Here is a 15,894-nt window from a genome sequence, read left to right on the forward strand (position 1 = left end):
ACCCGCAGCTGTCCTCCGCACTGATGTCCAGGGAGTCCGAGAGCAGTGATGAACGGCCCCGGCCCGGTCCCGCCGTACCCACCCGCTCAGTCCAAGGCCACGGCGATCACGCTCCGTGCCATCTTCCTCACGATCACCGCGATCAGCTGCGGCTTCCTGTCCGGCCTCCCGCTGCTGCACCTGGCCATCCAGCGGCGCCGGACCATGGACTGGGTGTTCTTCTGGATCTGCACCGCGGTGAGCATCGCCTCCTTCGCGACCGTCGGCACGCTGCCGGAGGAGAGCCCCTGGACCGACGTGGCGATGCTCACCGCCATCGCCCTCGTCCCCCTGGTCGGCGTCCACTACCTGGTGGCCGACCTGGCGCTGCACCGGGCGGCCGCGGTGCCCGGCTACCCGTCGTACGCCACGACCGTGCCGTACCCGCAGCCCCACCACCCGGCGCCGCCGCAGCCGCCGGTGGACTACAACCCGTACCGCACGACCCCGCCCCCGTCCCCCGCGCCGCAGGCCCCCGTACCGCCGCAGTCGCCCGTGCCCCCGCCCCCGCACCCACCGCGGATCAACCAGGTGCGGGCCGAACTGGACGAGCTGAGCGACCTGCTGCGCAAGCAGGAGGGCGGTCGGTGAACGGACGGATCGTCGCCGGCCGTTACGAGCTGGCCACGGTCCTCGGCCAGGGCGGCATGGGCCAGGTGTGGACCGCGTACGACCGGCGGCTGGACCGGCGGGTGGCCGTGAAGCTGCTGCGCCCGGACAAGGTGGCCGGCGGCGCCGACGCCGAGGAGCTGCGCCGGCGCTTCGAGCGGGAGTGCCGGGTCACCGCCCAGGTCGACCATCCGGGGCTGGTCACCGTCCACGACGCGGGCAGCGACGCCGACGAGCTGTACTTCGTCATGCAGTACGTGGAGGGCGCCGACCTCGCCGACCACCTCGCCGAGCACGACCCGTACCCCTGGCCGTGGGCGGTCGCCGTCGCGGTGCAGCTGTGCGCCGTGCTGTCGGCGGTGCACGCGGTGCCGATCGTGCACCGCGACCTCAAACCCCGCAACGTGATGGTGCGTCCGGACGGCACCGTGGTCGTCCTGGACCTCGGCGTCGCCTCCGTGCTCGACACCGACACGACCCGGCTCACGCACACCGGCACGCCTATCGGGACGCCCGCGTACATGGCGCCGGAGCAGGCGATGAGCGGCGCCGTCGGGCCCCGTACGGACCTGTACGCCCTCGGGGTGCTGCTGCACGAACTGGTCAGCGGAACGGTCCCGTTCGCCGGCGCCACGGCGCTCGGCGTGCTGCACCGGCACCTGTACGAGCAGCCCGTGCCGCTGCGGCAGGTGCGCCCGGAGGTGCCGGAGCCGCTGGAGGCACTGGTGCTGCAGCTGCTGGCGAAGGACCCGCAGCAACGCCCGGCGGACGCCCAGGAGACCTATCGCCGGCTGGCGCCGCTGCTGCCGGTGCCCGGCGTCGTCCACCGCCCCCTCGGGCCGATGGACCCCACCCGCCCCTTCCTGCGCCCGCTCGCTCCCTGGCCGGACCGGCCGGCCGCCCCGCCGCAGCCCACCCCCACCCCGGCCGCGACCGCGACCGCGGCTCCCGCGGGCCACGGCATCGCGGAGGCCGTCGACGAGGTGAAGCGGCTGCTCGACGCCGGCCGCATCACGCAGGCGGTCGACATCCTGGGCGGGGTGCTGCCGGCCGCGGCGGAGAAGCACGGCGAGCAGTCCCCGGTCGTGCGGATGCTGCGCAAGCAGTACGCGGCCACGCTGATGGAGGACGGCCAGTACCGCCGCGCCCTGCCGGAGCTGCGCCGGCTCGCGGACGAACTGGCCGCCGAGTCGGGGCCGCTGGGTCGCCAGTCGCTGCAGTACCGCTACGAGGCCGCCCAGTGTCTGGAGCAGTTGGGCGAGGCCCCGGCGGCACTCGCCGAGTACCGGGCGCTGCTGCCCTCCTTCGAGCAGTACCGCGCCACCGACCCGGACCTGCCGCTGGAGGTGCGGCGCCGGATCGGCCATCTGCTGCTGTCGGTGGGCGATCGCGCGGCCGCCCACGACGTGCTGTCCCGCCTGCTGTACGACTCCGACCGGGTGCACGGCCCGCACCACCCCTTCTCGCTGGAGGTACGGCGGACGCTGACCTGGCTGGGGCAGGTGGGACGTTAGGGCCTGACCCTACCGGCCCGCGCGGGCGCGGAGGCGGCGGGCCACGCGCACCATGCGGCGCACGGTGGTGTTGCCGCGCAGCCGCTGGGTGGCGCTGAGCGGGCCGCCACCGGGCAGCCCGAGCGAGGTGAGGCGGCGGCGCCGGAAGTAGTGCTCGGTGTCCGGGCCGAGGTGGTCCCGCAGCCACGCCGCGGTCTCCTCGCGCAGCCCGGGGTGCATCCTGGGCTGCATGCAGAAGCCCACGGCCCGCACGAGGGCGGTGAGTTCACCGGCCGCGCCGCCCTGGCCGGCCGGAACGGCGACGTCGGGCACGAGGTGGTCGACGATGGTGAGCGGCATGCGGTTGCTGTTCTGGTACGGCGTGAGCCGGTCCAGGACCAGACGGGTGCCGGCCCGTGCGATCGCGACGCCGTAGTAGGCGCTCGCGGTGAGCATCGCGGTGGAGAAGCAGCCGACGACCAGTTGCGGCCGGCAGACCTCGTACAGCGTCTCGGCCAGCAGCGGGCCGTCCAGGACCCGCAGCCGTGCGCCCTCGGCCGCCGCGGCCTCCTCCATCGCCTTCGAGTAGCCGGCCGGCGCCGTGGGATGGGGCTTGAAGACGATCGAGCGGTGCCCCGCGGCGACCGCGCCGCGGACCATCGAGACGTGCAACTCCTCTTCCTCCTGCGGGGTGAGGATGCGCAGGGCGGCGAGGTACTGGCCGAGCAGCACCGCGGTCGGCGGGTCCTCGGCGAGCGCGGTGAGCCGGGGGTCGTCCGCCGCATCGACGGCGATCTCCTCGAGCACGGCCCGGAACGCCTCGTCGGGGACGAGTTCGGGCTCCGCACCGGTCTCCGCCAGCAGCAGCGGGCGAAGCCCCGGGACCAGGTCGAGGTGGAGGACCCGCTGGACGCGGTTGCCGAGGGGGCCCGGCAGCTTCTCACGGGTGGGCCCGTAGCTCATCAGGCCGTCCGCGTACACGTGGACGGCGCTCTCGGCGAAGATCGTGGCGAGCGCGCGTGCCGGGTTGACCTGGATCGACTCCACCACGAGTTCGACGGACACGTCACCGAGGCCCCAGGAGTGCCGCAACAGCCGCTCCCAGATGGAGCTCTCGTCCTCCAGCGGGGCCCACTTGGCGGGCAGGTGCGGGTGGATCACCTCGTTCCACGAGACGACCTCGTCGAAGCGGGTGACGATCCGCTGGTACCCGTGCATGTCGGAGAGCTGCGCGACCGTCTCGGGGATCGGGGCGTTGTTGCTCACCAGCAGGATGCGCCGGGTGCCGGTACGGGGCCCGAAGGCGCCGGCGTCCAGGGCGGCGGCGAGCGTCGCGGCGCCGTAGAGGGTCGAGACCTCGAAGATCTGGGCCCGGTCGTGGTTCATGCTCTCCCCGGCCCGCCCGGCCGTCGACAGGGTCATCGTCACGCCGCCTTCCGCGCGTCGGCGCGCAGCCGCAGGAGCACGCCGGCGCGCTCGATGTCCATCTCGGCCAGGGTCCGGTCCAGCACTTCCTGCGGCATGCGGGCCAGGGCCGCGGCGGACCGCCTTTTGAGCTGCCGGCCGGTCTCGGGGTCGTAGCGCCGCAGGTTGGACATGTGGAAGGCGATCAGCGCGCAGTAGGTACGGACGATCTTGGGCAGGAAGCGCTCGGCCTCGCGGTCGGCGCGGACGTTCTCGAGAATCGCGTCGTGGGCGGGTATGAAGTCCAGCTGCCGGCCGTCGCCGATCTGGGTGAGCGAGTCGCTGACCCCGCGCCGGTAGAAGACCCCGAGCGGGCGGATCACCGCGAAGGACTCGGCCGTCAGGTGCAGCCGCCAGACCCACTCGCGGTCCTCCGCGGTCCGCAGGCTGGTGCTGTAGCGCATGCCGCCGCCCTCGAAGAGCCGGCGGTGGTAGATCCCGGCCCAGACGAAGGGGTAGTCGACCATGGTCGACACGTGCGAGGGCGTGATCGCGTCGCGCGGGTGGAGCACCGCGTCCCAGAGCCTGGCCGGAGGGCGGTGCACGGTCCGCTCGGTGCCGGTGGCCTTGATGTGCCCGGTGCGCACGAAGTCGCAGCCCAGCCGCTCGATGCCTGCGACCAGCCGGTCGAGGTAGCCGCGGGCGTACCAGTCGTCGCCGTCCAGGAAGGTCACGTACTGCCCGCCGGCCGCGTCCAGTCCGCTGTTGCGGGACTGGGCGACGCCTCTGTTCACCTCGTGCCGGATCACCCTCATGCCCGGCAGTCGGCGCTCCCAGTGCTCCAGGATCTCCGGGGTGCCGTCCGTCGAGTGGTCGTCGACGAGGATGAACTCGGTGCCCTCCCCCGCGTTGTTGGCCAGCCCGCACAACATGTCGTGCGCGTATGCCTGAATATTGCGGAAGGGGACGATTACCGAAAGTTTGGGCACCTGGGAATCCACACGATCTCGAGGCGGGCCACGGAATCCGGCCCTCCGGACGACGCCGGGGGACAAGCGTATCGGACTAGATCCGGACCGGGCGTCGGAAATGCTTCGGCAAGGTGAACGCACGGAATACGGAATGCGAATTCCCGCTTTTCCCACGTCGTCCGCGGTGCTCGTCGACGGCGGCCATGGTCGTTCGCATCCGATTGGATCCTCGTTCACTTGAACGTCACATCCACTCCCTATCGTGATCGCTCCGCCCCATGTGCCGTGCGCGTGTCCATGTGCGTCGAGGCGTCCGGGCGGCGTCTGTTGATCCGCGCGGGAAACCCATGCAGTTCTCCCCAGCGGCCGTGTCATTGTTGGGAGCAGCATGGTCAAGTTCCGGGCTGGATGGCTCGAGAAAAGATTGGACAATGCCGCGGGGGCGGATATTCCTATCGCTTCGGTTTCCGTGGCCGAGTGCGTCCGGTCCTGCGCCGTCCATGGCGGCAAGCTCGTCAAGAACCTGGACCCGCAGAAGGGCCGGCTCGCCGAGGCGATCCGGGAACTGCTGGCCCGGTACGCGGCCGCGATGACGGACCCCGGTGACGCGGCCGCCCTCTCCGGCGGCAAGAGCACCTGGCCGAAGTCGAGCCCCGAGGTCTTCGACGCCCTGCTCGAGGTGGGCAACAAGGCCGTGGACGTGCGCGGCGCCGACGAGCTGCGGCTCGCGACGCGCATCACCGAGACGGTCCTCGGTGTCCGCAAGCAGTCCCGGGCCGGCTGGCGGCTGCGGGCGCGCCTGATGGACGCGCTCGGCGACGACGCCGCCACCGTCGCGGCGTACGAGCGCTTCCTGGCGCTCACCCCCAAGGACGACCTCAACATCGCGGGCCGGATCACCAGGCTCCGGCAGAGCGGCGAGCGCCTGGCGGAGACGCTGGACCTGCTCCAGCGGGAGACCCCGGGCGCCGGTGAGTTCAAGGGCGTCCCGGAGACCGAGCTGTGGGCGGAAGGCCTGGCCCTCAAGGACGCCGGCGACTGGGAGCGCGCCGAGTCCCGGCTCGTGGCGGCGCTGGTCTCGATGGCCGAGCAGGAGCGTCCCGCGACGTCCGTGCGGGCGGCGCTGACGGACTACGTCGACCTCCGCCTGGAGCGGGACCGCGGCCGGCTGGCCGGCTCGACCCGGCTGCTCCGCATGTACGCCGACGACCGCCGGCTGCGCGATCTGGACCCGATCCCCGACCCCGGGCTGACCGGTTCGGAGATGGTCGGCCTCAGCGACTTCCGCAACCTGATCGCGGGGAAGACGATCTGCCTGGTCGCCAACTCCCAGCGCGTGGGCACCGGCACGATGGGGCGGGAGATCGACTCCTACGACCTCGTCGTCCGCTTCAACTCCTACCGGATCGAGGCACCGGCCACCGGCACCAGGACCGACATCCACGCGACGATCCACATGCACGACTTCAACTGGGACAAGAAGGTCGAGACGCGGCTGGTCTTCGGCGGCATCCACCACCAGTGGCGCAACTCGCTCCGCCGCCGCCTCGTCCCCGGCGCCCAGCGCTACGTGGGCGACCGGACGCTGCGCTGGCCGGTGCGCGAGATCGGCAGGATCGACGAGAAGGCGATGCCGTCCATCCCCACCAGCGGTTTCAACATGCTGTGGCTGCTGGACTTCCTGGACGTCAACCCGAAGATCGACCTCATCGGTTTCGACTTCTACGACACCGGTGCCTACCGCCTCCAGGAAGCGATGAAGCTGCCGATCGCCGCCGCGCACGGCTACGCGGACGAGAAGGACTGGGTCATGGCCCGCGCCCAGGACGTCACTGAAATGAGGATATCGCTCCGATGACCGCCCCTGTCCTGGTTCCGGCGCCCCGGAGCGAGACGCTGACCGGCAAGCGCCGCGTCGCCTTCGCGTCGTACGTCGACGAGAACTACCTGCCCGGCTTCCTCACCCTGCTGCGCAGCCTGGCACTGACCAACCCCGGCCTGTGCGAGGACTTCGTCGTCCTCTACGACGACCTGCAGCCGTCCTCGATCACCGAGATCCGCAAGCTGCACCCGCGTGTCGTCATGCGCCGCGTGGTCCCCGAGCGCTACGACGACTTCGTCAAGGGCGACCCGGAGAACTACCTGGTCCGCAAGGCGTACTTCATCCTCGACGTCTTCCGGATCCGCGACTACGACACGATCATCACGCTCGACACCGACATGGTCGTCCTCGGTGACATCAGCGAGCTGCTGCGGATGCGGTACGGCATCGGCGCGGTGGCGCAGTTCTTCCTGGACCGGTCCAAGCTCAACAGCGGACTGCTGGTGATCCAGAAGGAGTACCTCACCGACGAGTTCTGCGCGCAGATCGACTCCGTCGGCACCGCCGGCACGTACGAGCTGGACAAGCACGACCAGGGCATCCTCAACGCCCTGCTCGCGGGCAAGTTCATCAAGATCGACCCACGCTACAACTTCGTGAAGCGGCGGCTGAACGGGGACCGCTCCCCCGACGAGGAAGACGTCGTCATCCTGCACTTCACCGGCCGTCACAAGCCGTGGAACGGCGGCGAGCACGGCTACTCGGGCGCCGAGGCCGCGTGGCAGGAGTACGACCTTCCCCACGCGGAGTTCGTCGAGCGCTTCCTGGCCCTGCCCGACGAGAAGCACCCGGACCTGCTGATCCACTTCGGCCGCCACCTCGTCGCGAGCGAGGGCCGGCACGAGAGCGTCCGCCAGGTCGCCGAGGCCTACCTGTCCAAGGGCCGGTACGAGGACGCCGTGGAGATCCTCGGCCGCTCCCCCATCCCCGCCGACGAGAGCCGTTCCCACGAGCTGCTCGGCCAGGCCCTGATGGCCACCTCCCGCTACGAGGAGGCCACGGCCCACCTGCTGCTCTCCACGGCCCACGCCCCGGCCGCCGCCCGCCCCTTCGGCCGGCTGGCGAACATGGCGTGGGTCCTGGGCGACAACGCGGCCTCCCGCGAGTACGCCCTGGCCGGCCTCAACGCGGACGTCAGCGACCGCGCCTGCCGGATCTCGTACGAGCGCGCGGAGGCGATCGCCGCCCGCCCGGCCGAGACCGGCACGCCCTCCGAGCAGCTGGCGCACGTGGCGTTCTACATGGAGCGGCAGGGCAACGCGGGCGACAAGATCCTGCCCGAGACGGTACGGCTGTGCTTCGGCCCGGACACCGGCGACCGCAGCTGGCACTCCATCCACGCGCACAAGCTCTTCGACGAGGCGGCCCTGGAGCGGGTGAACTCCCGCCGCGGTCTGGTCATCGGCGGCGGCGGCCTGTTCATCCCGGACACCTCGCCGAACGGCAACAGCGCGTGGCAGTGGAACGTGCCGGACCGGCTGCTGGAGAAGATCGACGTCCCGCTGGCGGTCTTCGCGGTCGGCTACAACGCCTTCGACGGCCAGTCGTACACCCGCCGCCGCTTCGAGGAGAGCCTGCGGCTGCTGGTCTCCAAGTCGGCGTTCTTCGGTCTGCGCAACCACGGCTCGGTGGAGAAGGTGCGCGCGCTGCTCCCCGCGGAGCTTCGGGACCGGGTGATCTTCCAGCCCTGCCCGACCACCGTCTCCCGTCAGTTGGTGCCCGGCTGGCAGGACCCGGTGAAGCGCGACGACACGGTGCTGATCAACTGCGCCTACGACCGCGCCGGGCTGCGCTTCGGCCACGACTACGACCACTTCCTGCGGGAGATGGCCACCGCGGTCCGCGCCATCGGCAAGCACGCCGAGGTCCGGTACGCCGCCCACGCCCTGGACGACGAGCGCTTCGTCTTCGACCTGCGGCGCGAGTACGGCATCTCGATGCCGGTCGAGCCGATGTACGACTTCGACACCGACCAGCTGCGCACCGCCTTCGCGCGCACCAAGCTGGTGATCGGCATGCGCGGCCACGCGGGCATGATCCCGTTCGGCTGCGGCACGCCCATCATCAGCCTGATCTCCCACCCGAAGATGGCGTACTTCCTGTCCGACATCGAGCGCCCGGAGTGGGGCGTCTCGGTCCACGACCGGAACCTCGGCGCGGTCCTCGCGGAGCGCTCCGTCGGCATCCTGGACAACCTGTCGGCCACCATCGCCGACGTCCACGGACGCCAGGAGGCGCTGTGGAAGGTGACGCAGGACAACGTCGCGAAGCTGAAGACCGTCCTTGGCTGAGCCTCCCCGCAGGGCCGGGCCTTCGGGGAGGGGCGCCGTGTCGCTGACACGGCGCCCCTCCGTCCGCCGCTTCCGCTGTTCATCATGCCGGTGCGGGAGCACGGCCTGATCGGGTCGGGGCGCACAGCACCAGGCCGACCTGCTCCCGGGGGGTGTTCACCCGGGTGGGGGGCTCCGCTGTCGTACGGGGTGTCAGCCCAGCCAGCGGTTGAGCCGCAGGCGCGTCCACAGCAGGCTGGCGGCGAACGAGAGCACCACGGTCCCGGTCACCAGCAGCGTGATCATGAGGACGGCGCCCGGCCAGCCCGCGTCGGCGGAGACCAGGTGCGGGGCGAGTGCCCGCAGGAACATCAGGTGCACCAGGTAGGCGCCGAAGGCCGCACCGCCGAGCCGGGACACCAGCGGGCGGAAGCGCTCGGGAATGCTGATCCGGTTGAGGGCCATCACCAGGGCGCCCGCCAGGAACGGCACGGCGAGGCCCGCATAGGGCGAGGGGTAGTGCAGCCAGCGCTCGTACGCGACGACCGCGGCCCACGCGCAGACCGCGGCGGCCAGCCACCTCAGACGCCGACGGCGGCCGGTGGTGGCCGCGAGCGGCAGCGCGAGCAGGGCGGACCCGGCGGCGGCGTACGCGACCTGGTACGGGGAGAGGGTCCAGGCGAAGCCGGGCAGGTTCACATGCAGGACCTTGCCGATGTCGCCCGTGAAGGTGGGCGCGATGGCCAGCAGGACGAACACGGTGCCCAGGCCCCAGGGCCGCTTCCCCGCCTTGATCAGGGCGGCGAGCGAGAGCAGCAGGATCACCGGCACGTAGGCGTACAGGTACCAGAGGTGGAACGCGGGCTGGATCGAGCCGAACAGCGACTCGAAGACCAGCCGCTGCGTGGGGCGGGAGTTGGTGTGCCGGATCCAGTCCCAGGCGAGGTACGCGGCGGTCCACACGCCCATCGGCAGCACGATGCGGGTCAGCCGTCTACGGACCTGCGTGCTGTCCTCGGGGGTCGCGCCGACCAGCACGACCCAGCCGGCGATCGCGAAGAACAGCGGCACGGCGCACCGGGTCAGCCCGTCCGAGACGAGCCCGGTCCAGTAGACGGGCCGGCCGCCGGAGGGCTCGCGGCCCACGGCGTTGAGAAGCTGACCGGCGGCGTGGCAGACGATGACACCGATGGAGCACAGGACGCGCAGGAGGTCGATGTCGTATCTGTGCTCACGCGGCCGGGCGGCGGACGCGGCGGAGGCCTCGCTCGCCCCGGTCGCGGGACCGGTGGTGAGGGCGGGGGCGTCGGTGGTCGTCTGGGCGGAGATCGGCGGTCACTCCCGGGTGCGCTCGCGGAGCTCGGCCAGGGTCCGGCCGGGCTCGGGGATCGGATGGTCGTGGAGTACACGGACACCGTCGGCGAGGGCGTCCGCGGTCCGGCCCGCGCCTGCCGGTTCCCTGACGTGCGCGAGGTGGGCTGCGGGGGTCCGGTCCGTCGGCGCGGGCCCGGTGGGCAGCGGATCGGTGGGCGGGACGGCCGGGCCGTCCGTGCCCGCCGGCCCCGACGCGAGGTCCATCCGTTCTCCGAACCGGGTGACGCCGAGCAGTTCCCGGACCTCCGTGTACCCCGGTTCCCCGGCTTCGTCGCCGAGTACGTCGCCGATCGCGGTGAGCGTCGATTCGGGCGAGTCCTCGGCGGCGTGCTCCGCGAAGGGGTCGGCGCCGCGCAGCGCGGTGGCCAGGCCCACGGCCCGGCGCCTCGGCGAAGACGGCGATGTGCATGGATCCGCTCCGGTCGCTGTCCGATTTCACCTGCCCCGGCAGACTATGCGACACCGCGGGGGGGGCGGGGGGTGCGAACCTGGTGAAGACCGGCGGCCGAGGGGTGGCGTCCAGGTGAATCCGGCGTGGAGACGCGATCGCGCCGCAGGTCACGCGGGTGCCGTCCGTCACGCGCGACCCCTCCCACAGCCGTCCGCCGCCCGGGTGCAACCGCACCGGCAAGAAGGTCACCCCGGAGGCGGCCGGCGCGGTACTCGGCGGCGTGCCGTGGAGCGACGACACCAGGGACGACCACGTCCCCGGAGGAGAGCGCGGCCGGCACCACCGGAAAGGCACCGGCGCGACCGGTGGCCGGGGGTGAACGGGCGCGCCGGCGCCCGGCGGAGACGAGCGGGGCCGCCCGTCGGAACGAGACCGTTCCGATGCCCGCGGGATCCGGGGAGTTGGGCGACCGTTCGGTTCCTCGACACCCGTGTGCCCGATCATCGCGCGGTGTCGAATGAAACAGCCGTACGACTGCCGTTGCAGCGCGGTTCCGCCTCCTCCGGTCACTCCGCCGGCGCGCGGGAACACCGCTACGACATCGACCTGATGCGGTTGCTGTGCTCCGCCACCGTCATGCTGGGCCACGTGGGCTCCCAGTTCATCCGCTCTACCGGGAACGACGCGTCCCACGGGGCCGGGTCGTACTGGGCGGGGCACGTGGCCGAGGCGGTCAACCCGTTCGCGGTGCCCATGTACTTCGCCATCGCCGGATGGGCGGTGCTGGTCGGCTCCCCGCCGCGGGACAGCGCCCGGATGTGGCAGCGGGTCGTCCGCAACACCGTCCCGCTCTTCGCGTGGACGGCGGTCTACCTGGTGTGGGCCTGGCTCCGGGACCGCAACGAGCGGCCGATGACCGAGCTCGCGAGGGACTCGCTCCTCGGCTCCGTGCAGCCCGCCTACCACCTGTGGTTCATGTACAACTACATCCCGATCATCGTGCTGCTCGCCTTCGCGATGCTCGTCAAGGAGGGCAAGCGGCCCTGGGGGCTGGGGGCGGCGCTGCTGGGCATCGCGGTCCTGCCGAGCGTCATCGCCCTCGTCGGGGATCTGACCCACACCGACCTGCCCCCCGTGGCCTGGGGCTTCGGCACCTACTCCCTGGTGTACGCGGTCGGTGGCGCCATGCTCTTCGCCCTGCCGGCCGGCGCCGTCCCGTGGCGCCGGTGGCTGCTCGTGCTGCTCCCGCTCACCATGGCCGGGTGCCTCTGGTACAACACGCGGGTCCACTACGTCATCCCCAACGCCCACGCGTTCGTGGCCGCGATGAGCGTCTGCGTCCTGCTGCTGGTCAGCCGGATCCGCGTCCCGGAGCGCTTCCGGCCGCGCCTGAAGCACCTGGCCGGCGCGGCGCTGGGCGCGTACATGGTGCACGTGCTCTTCGTCGAGGAACTGGTCCACCGCGCGGTCTCGCCGCACCTGAGCGGACCGGTGGCCGCGCTGCTGCTGGTCGGGCTGGTCCTGGCGGTGATGGTGCTGTCGTTCTCCGCCAGCCTGCTGTGGGGCCGGCTGAACCTCCGGCGCCTGCTGGGCTGAACCGCGGGGCGCCCCGGAACGACAGGGCCCCGTCCGCGCACCTCGACCTCGCGCGGACGGGGCCCTGTCGCGTCCCCGGAGGCGGCGAGCGCCTCAGCTGTCCAGGACCGCGGTCAGCAGCTCGGCCGTCCACGCCAGCAGTTCCCGGCCGACCACCGGCTTGCCGCCGATCCGCGCCGTGGCGGGGCGCGGCACCAGGATCTGCCTGGCCGCCTGCTTCACGACCGTGCGGGGGTAGAGGCGGTTCAGCCGCAGCTCCTGCGACTCGCGCAACTCCACCGGGGAGAAGCGCACGTTGTTGCCCTGCAGGGTGATGTCGGAGACTCCGAGACGGCGGGCCAGCAGCCGCAGCCCGGCGACCAGCAGCAGGTTCTCCACCGGCTCCGGGAGCTTGCCGTAGCGGTCGGTGAGCTCCTCGCGGACGGACGTGATGTCCTCCTCGGAGTTCACCGAGGCGATCGCCCGGTAGGCCTGCAGGCGCAGCCGCTCGCCGGGCGCGTAGTCGTGCGGCACGTGCGCGTCGACCGGCAGCTCGATCTTCACCTCCAGCGGTGCCTCCTCGGCCGCGCCGCCGCCCTCCTCCAGGGACGCCCGGTAGTCCGCGACGGCCTCGCCGACCATGCGGACGTACAGGTCGAAGCCGACGCCCGCGATGTGACCGGACTGCTCGCCGCCGAGCAGGTTGCCCGCGCCGCGGATCTCCAGGTCCTTCATCGCGACGTACATGCCGGCGCCCATCTCGGTGTGCTGGGCGATCGTCGCCAGCCGCTCGTGGGCGGTCTCGGTGAGCGGCTTCTCCGGCGGGTAGAGGAAGTAGGCGTAACCGCGCTCGCGACCCCGGCCGACCCGGCCGCGCAGCTGGTGCAGCTGGGAGAGGCCGAAGTTGTCGCCGCGCTCGACGATGAGGGTGTTGGCGTTGGAGATGTCGATGCCGGACTCGACGATCGTCGTGGAGACCAGCACGTCGAACTTCTTCTCCCAGAAGTCGACCACGACCTGCTCCAGCGCGGACTCGCCCATCTGCCCGTGCGCGGTGGCGATCCGCGCCTCGGGCACCAGGTCGCGCAGCCGTGCGGCGGCCTTGTCGATGCTCTCCACCCGGTTGTGGATGTAGAAGGCCTGGCCCTCGCGCAGCAGTTCGCGGCGGACCGCGGCGGCGATCTGCTTCTCCTCGTACGGGCCGACGAAGGTCAGCACCGGGTGCCGCTCCTCCGGCGGGGTGGTGATCGTCGACATCTCACGGATGCCGGTGACCGCCATCTCCAGGGTGCGCGGGATGGGCGTGGCGGACATCGTCAGCACGTCGACGTTGGCGCGGAGCTTCTTCAGCTGCTCCTTGTGCTCCACGCCGAAGCGCTGCTCCTCGTCGACGATGACCAGGCCCAGGTCCTTGAACTTGGTCTCCGAGGAGAACAGCCGGTGGGTGCCGATGACGACGTCCACCGATCCCTCGCGCAGGCCCTCCAGGACGGCCTTGGCCTCCGTGTCGGTCTGGAAGCGGGACAACGCCTTGACCACCACCGGGAACTGCGAGTAGCGCTCGGAGAAGGTGCCGAAGTGCTGCTGCACCAGCAGGGTGGTGGGCACCAGGACGGCGACCTGCTTGCCGTCCTGCACGGCCTTGAAGGCCGCGCGCACCGCGATCTCGGTCTTGCCGTAGCCGACGTCGCCGCAGATCAGCCGGTCCATCGGGACCGACTTCTCCATGTCCTCCTTGACCTCGGCGATCGTCGTGAGCTGATCCGGGGTCTCCGCGTACGGGAAGGCGTCCTCCAGCTCCCGCTGCCAGGGGGTGTCCGGCGCGAAGCTGTGGCCGGGCGCGGCCATCCGGGCGGAGTACAGCCGGATCAGGTCCGCGGCGATCTCCTTGACCGCCTTCTTGGCGCGCGCCTTGGTCTTCGTCCAGTCCGCGCCGCCCAGGCGGTGCAGCGAGGGCGACTCGCCGCCGACGTACTTGGTGATCTGCTCCAACTGGTCGGTGGGAACGAAGAGCCGGTCCCCTGGCTGGCCCTTCTTCGCCGGGGCGTACTCGACCACCAGGTACTCGCGGGTGGCGCCCTGGACGGTGCGCTGCACCATCTCCACGTAGCGGCCGACGCCGTGCTGCTCGTGCACGATGAAGTCGCCCGCCTGCAGCGTCAGCGGGTCGATGGTCTTGCGGCGCCGGGACGGCATGCGGCCCATGTCCTTGGTGGAGGACCTCTGGCCGGACAGGTCGGTCTCGGTGAGCACCGCGATCCTCAGGGCGGGATCGACGAAGCCGCTCTCCAGCGAGCCGCAGGCCACATGGACCACGGAGGGCTCGAACGGCCCGTCCAGCCCCGTGTCCAGCCGGGCGGCGATGCCCTCGTTGCCCAGCACCTCCACGATGCGGGCGGCGGGGCCGTGGCCCTCGGTGACGTAGACCGTGCGCCAGCCGTCGGCGAGCCAGCCCTTGGTGTCGGCGAGCGCCCGGGCGGTGTCGCCCCGGTAGACCTCCGGGGCGTGCATGCCGAGTTTGAGGGTGTCGGCGTCCAGCTCGTCATCGGCCGCGAACGGGCTCACCGACCACCAGGGAACGCCCAGCTCACGAGCCCGGTCGCGCACGTCGGCGATGCTCCACAGCGAGGCCGCGCCCAGGTCGATCGGCGCCTCGCCGCCCCCGGCGGAGGCGGCCCAGGAGGCCTCCAGGAACTCCCGGCTGGTCGCCACGAGGTCGGCGGCCCGGGTACGGACCCGCTCGGGGTCGCAGACCACGGTCAGCGACCCTGACGGCAGCACGTCCAGCAGCAGCTCCATGTCGTCCACCAGCACCGGGGCGAGGGACTCCATGCCCTCCACGGCGATGCCCTGGGCGATCTTGTCCAGCAGCTCGCGCAGCTGCGGGTGCTCCTCGGCCAGCTCGGCGGCGCGGGCCCGCACCTGGTCGGTGAGCAGCAGCTCCCGGCAGGGCGGCGCCCACAGGCCGTGCTCGGCGACCTCCAGGGAGCGCTGGTCGGCCACCTTGAAGTAACGGATCTCCTCGACGTCGTCGCCCCAGAACTCCACCCGGAGCGGATGCTCCTCGGTGGGCGGGAAGACATCCAGGATGCCGCCGCGCACGGCGAACTCGCCGCGCTTCTCCACCAGCTCCACGCGGGCGTACGCGGCGGCCGCCAGGGCGTCCACGACGTCGTTCAGATCGGCGGTCTGCCCGGTGCGCAGCGCCACCGGGACCAGCTCGCCCAGGCCCTTGACCTGCGGCTGCAGCACGGAGCGGATCGGCGCGACCACGACGCGCACCGGGCCGGCGGTCGGGTCGTCCGCGCTGGGGTGGGCCAGCCGGCGCAGCACGGCCAGGCGCCGGCCCACGGTGTCCGAGCGCGGCGACAGCCGCTCGTGCGGCAACGTCTCCCAGGCCGGGTACTCCACGACGGAGTCCTCGGGCAGCAGCGACTGCAGGGCCGCGACCAGATCCTCGGTCTCGCGGCCGGTGGCGGTCACCGCCAGCAGGGTGCGGCCGGCGCGGGCCGCGAGCGCGGCGATGGCCAGCGGGCGGGCGGCGGGCGGGCCCACCAGGTCGACGTGCGGGCGGTTGCCGTCCGCGGCACCGCGCACGGCCTCCGCGAGCGCGGGGTCGTCCACGACGACGTCGAGCAGACCGTTCAGGCTCATGTGGCTTTCCGTCCCAAGGGCAGACAGGCGGGGCAACGCGAACAGCCCGACGCGTCGAACGAGCCGGGGTGTCCCAGCGTACGACGCTCCGCGGACACCCGGCGCCGTGAGCTGTGCGGCTCGCTCGCCGGGTACGGGTCCGTCGCGCCCGCGGCGGGCGGTTCCCAGCCTTCGGCCGGGGCACCCCCGATCGGGCGGGCGGGGGGAGATACCGCAACCGCGATCACGACGC

11 protein-coding genes are annotated in these 15,894 nt (G+C 72.0%); 6 read left to right on the forward strand and 5 right to left on the reverse strand.

What is annotated here, in order from left to right; translation table 11 throughout:
- Positions 1-48: 48 nt before the first annotated feature.
- Together ACRWNP_RS19035 and ACRWNP_RS19040 are read left to right on the forward strand one after the other, a co-directional pair.
- On the forward strand, positions 49-630 hold the full coding sequence (locus ACRWNP_RS19035; RefSeq protein ID WP_431962836.1) for a hypothetical protein: 582 nt from the start codon (positions 49-51) through the stop codon (positions 628-630).
- Complete coding sequence (locus ACRWNP_RS19040) at positions 627-2,162, forward strand: protein kinase domain-containing protein (protein WP_431962838.1); 1,536 nt, start codon at positions 627-629, stop codon at positions 2,160-2,162. The genes ACRWNP_RS19035 and ACRWNP_RS19040 overlap by 4 nt, the downstream gene beginning before the upstream one ends.
- A 9-nt stretch (positions 2,163-2,171) precedes the next feature.
- On the opposite strand, the gene ACRWNP_RS19045 is transcribed toward ACRWNP_RS19040, so the two are convergent.
- Both ACRWNP_RS19045 and ACRWNP_RS19050 read right to left on the reverse strand, forming a co-directional pair.
- Positions 2,172-3,563 carry a polysialyltransferase family glycosyltransferase gene (locus ACRWNP_RS19045; RefSeq protein WP_431962840.1) on the reverse strand — a complete coding sequence of 464 codons (1,392 nt, stop codon included), beginning with the start codon at positions 3,561-3,563 and terminating at the stop codon, positions 2,172-2,174.
- Between the two features lie 2 nt (positions 3,564-3,565).
- The gene (locus ACRWNP_RS19050) at positions 3,566-4,534 is read right to left on the reverse strand and encodes a glycosyltransferase family 2 protein (protein WP_431962842.1); all 969 of its coding nucleotides are present in this window, start codon (positions 4,532-4,534) and stop codon (positions 3,566-3,568) included.
- A 451-nt stretch (positions 4,535-4,985) separates the two neighbouring features.
- Between ACRWNP_RS19050 and ACRWNP_RS19055 the strand changes: the two genes are divergently transcribed.
- Positions 4,986-6,374 (forward strand): hypothetical protein, encoded by a 1,389-nt coding sequence (locus ACRWNP_RS19055; protein ID WP_431962844.1) that lies wholly within the window; start codon positions 4,986-4,988, stop codon positions 6,372-6,374.
- Entirely contained in the window at positions 6,371-8,689 is a 2,319-nt protein-coding gene (locus tag ACRWNP_RS19060) for a glycosyltransferase (protein WP_431962846.1), read from the forward strand. Before ACRWNP_RS19055 ends, ACRWNP_RS19060 begins: the two co-directional genes overlap by 4 nt.
- Positions 8,690-8,881: 192 nt before the next feature.
- Here the strand turns inward: ACRWNP_RS19060 and ACRWNP_RS19065 are convergent, their stop codons facing one another.
- Both ACRWNP_RS19065 and ACRWNP_RS19070 read right to left on the reverse strand, forming a co-directional pair.
- Complete coding sequence (locus ACRWNP_RS19065; protein ID WP_431962906.1) at positions 8,882-9,997, reverse strand: acyltransferase; 1,116 nt, start codon at positions 9,995-9,997, stop codon at positions 8,882-8,884.
- 6 nt (positions 9,998-10,003) lie between these two features.
- Complete coding sequence (locus ACRWNP_RS19070; protein WP_431962848.1) at positions 10,004-10,417, reverse strand: hypothetical protein; 414 nt, start codon at positions 10,415-10,417, stop codon at positions 10,004-10,006.
- 191 nt (positions 10,418-10,608) lie between these two features.
- Between ACRWNP_RS19070 and ACRWNP_RS19075 the strand changes: the two genes are divergently transcribed.
- Complete coding sequence (locus tag ACRWNP_RS19075; RefSeq protein WP_431962850.1) at positions 10,609-10,812, forward strand: hypothetical protein; 204 nt, start codon at positions 10,609-10,611, stop codon at positions 10,810-10,812.
- A gap of 131 nt (positions 10,813-10,943) precedes the next feature.
- Entirely contained in the window at positions 10,944-12,029 is a 1,086-nt protein-coding gene (locus ACRWNP_RS19080; protein WP_431962852.1) for an acyltransferase, read from the forward strand.
- A 93-nt stretch (positions 12,030-12,122) separates the two neighbouring features.
- Here ACRWNP_RS19080 and mfd read toward each other — a convergent pair whose 3' ends face one another.
- Positions 12,123-15,662, reverse strand: coding sequence for a transcription-repair coupling factor (gene mfd / locus ACRWNP_RS19085; protein ID WP_431962854.1), 3,540 nt, complete (start codon positions 15,660-15,662; stop codon positions 12,123-12,125).
- Positions 15,663-15,894 lie beyond the last annotated feature (232 nt).

The organism is Actinacidiphila sp. bgisy160, assembly GCF_965342435.1.
Classification (GTDB): Bacteria; Actinomycetota; Actinomycetes; order Streptomycetales; family Streptomycetaceae; genus Actinacidiphila.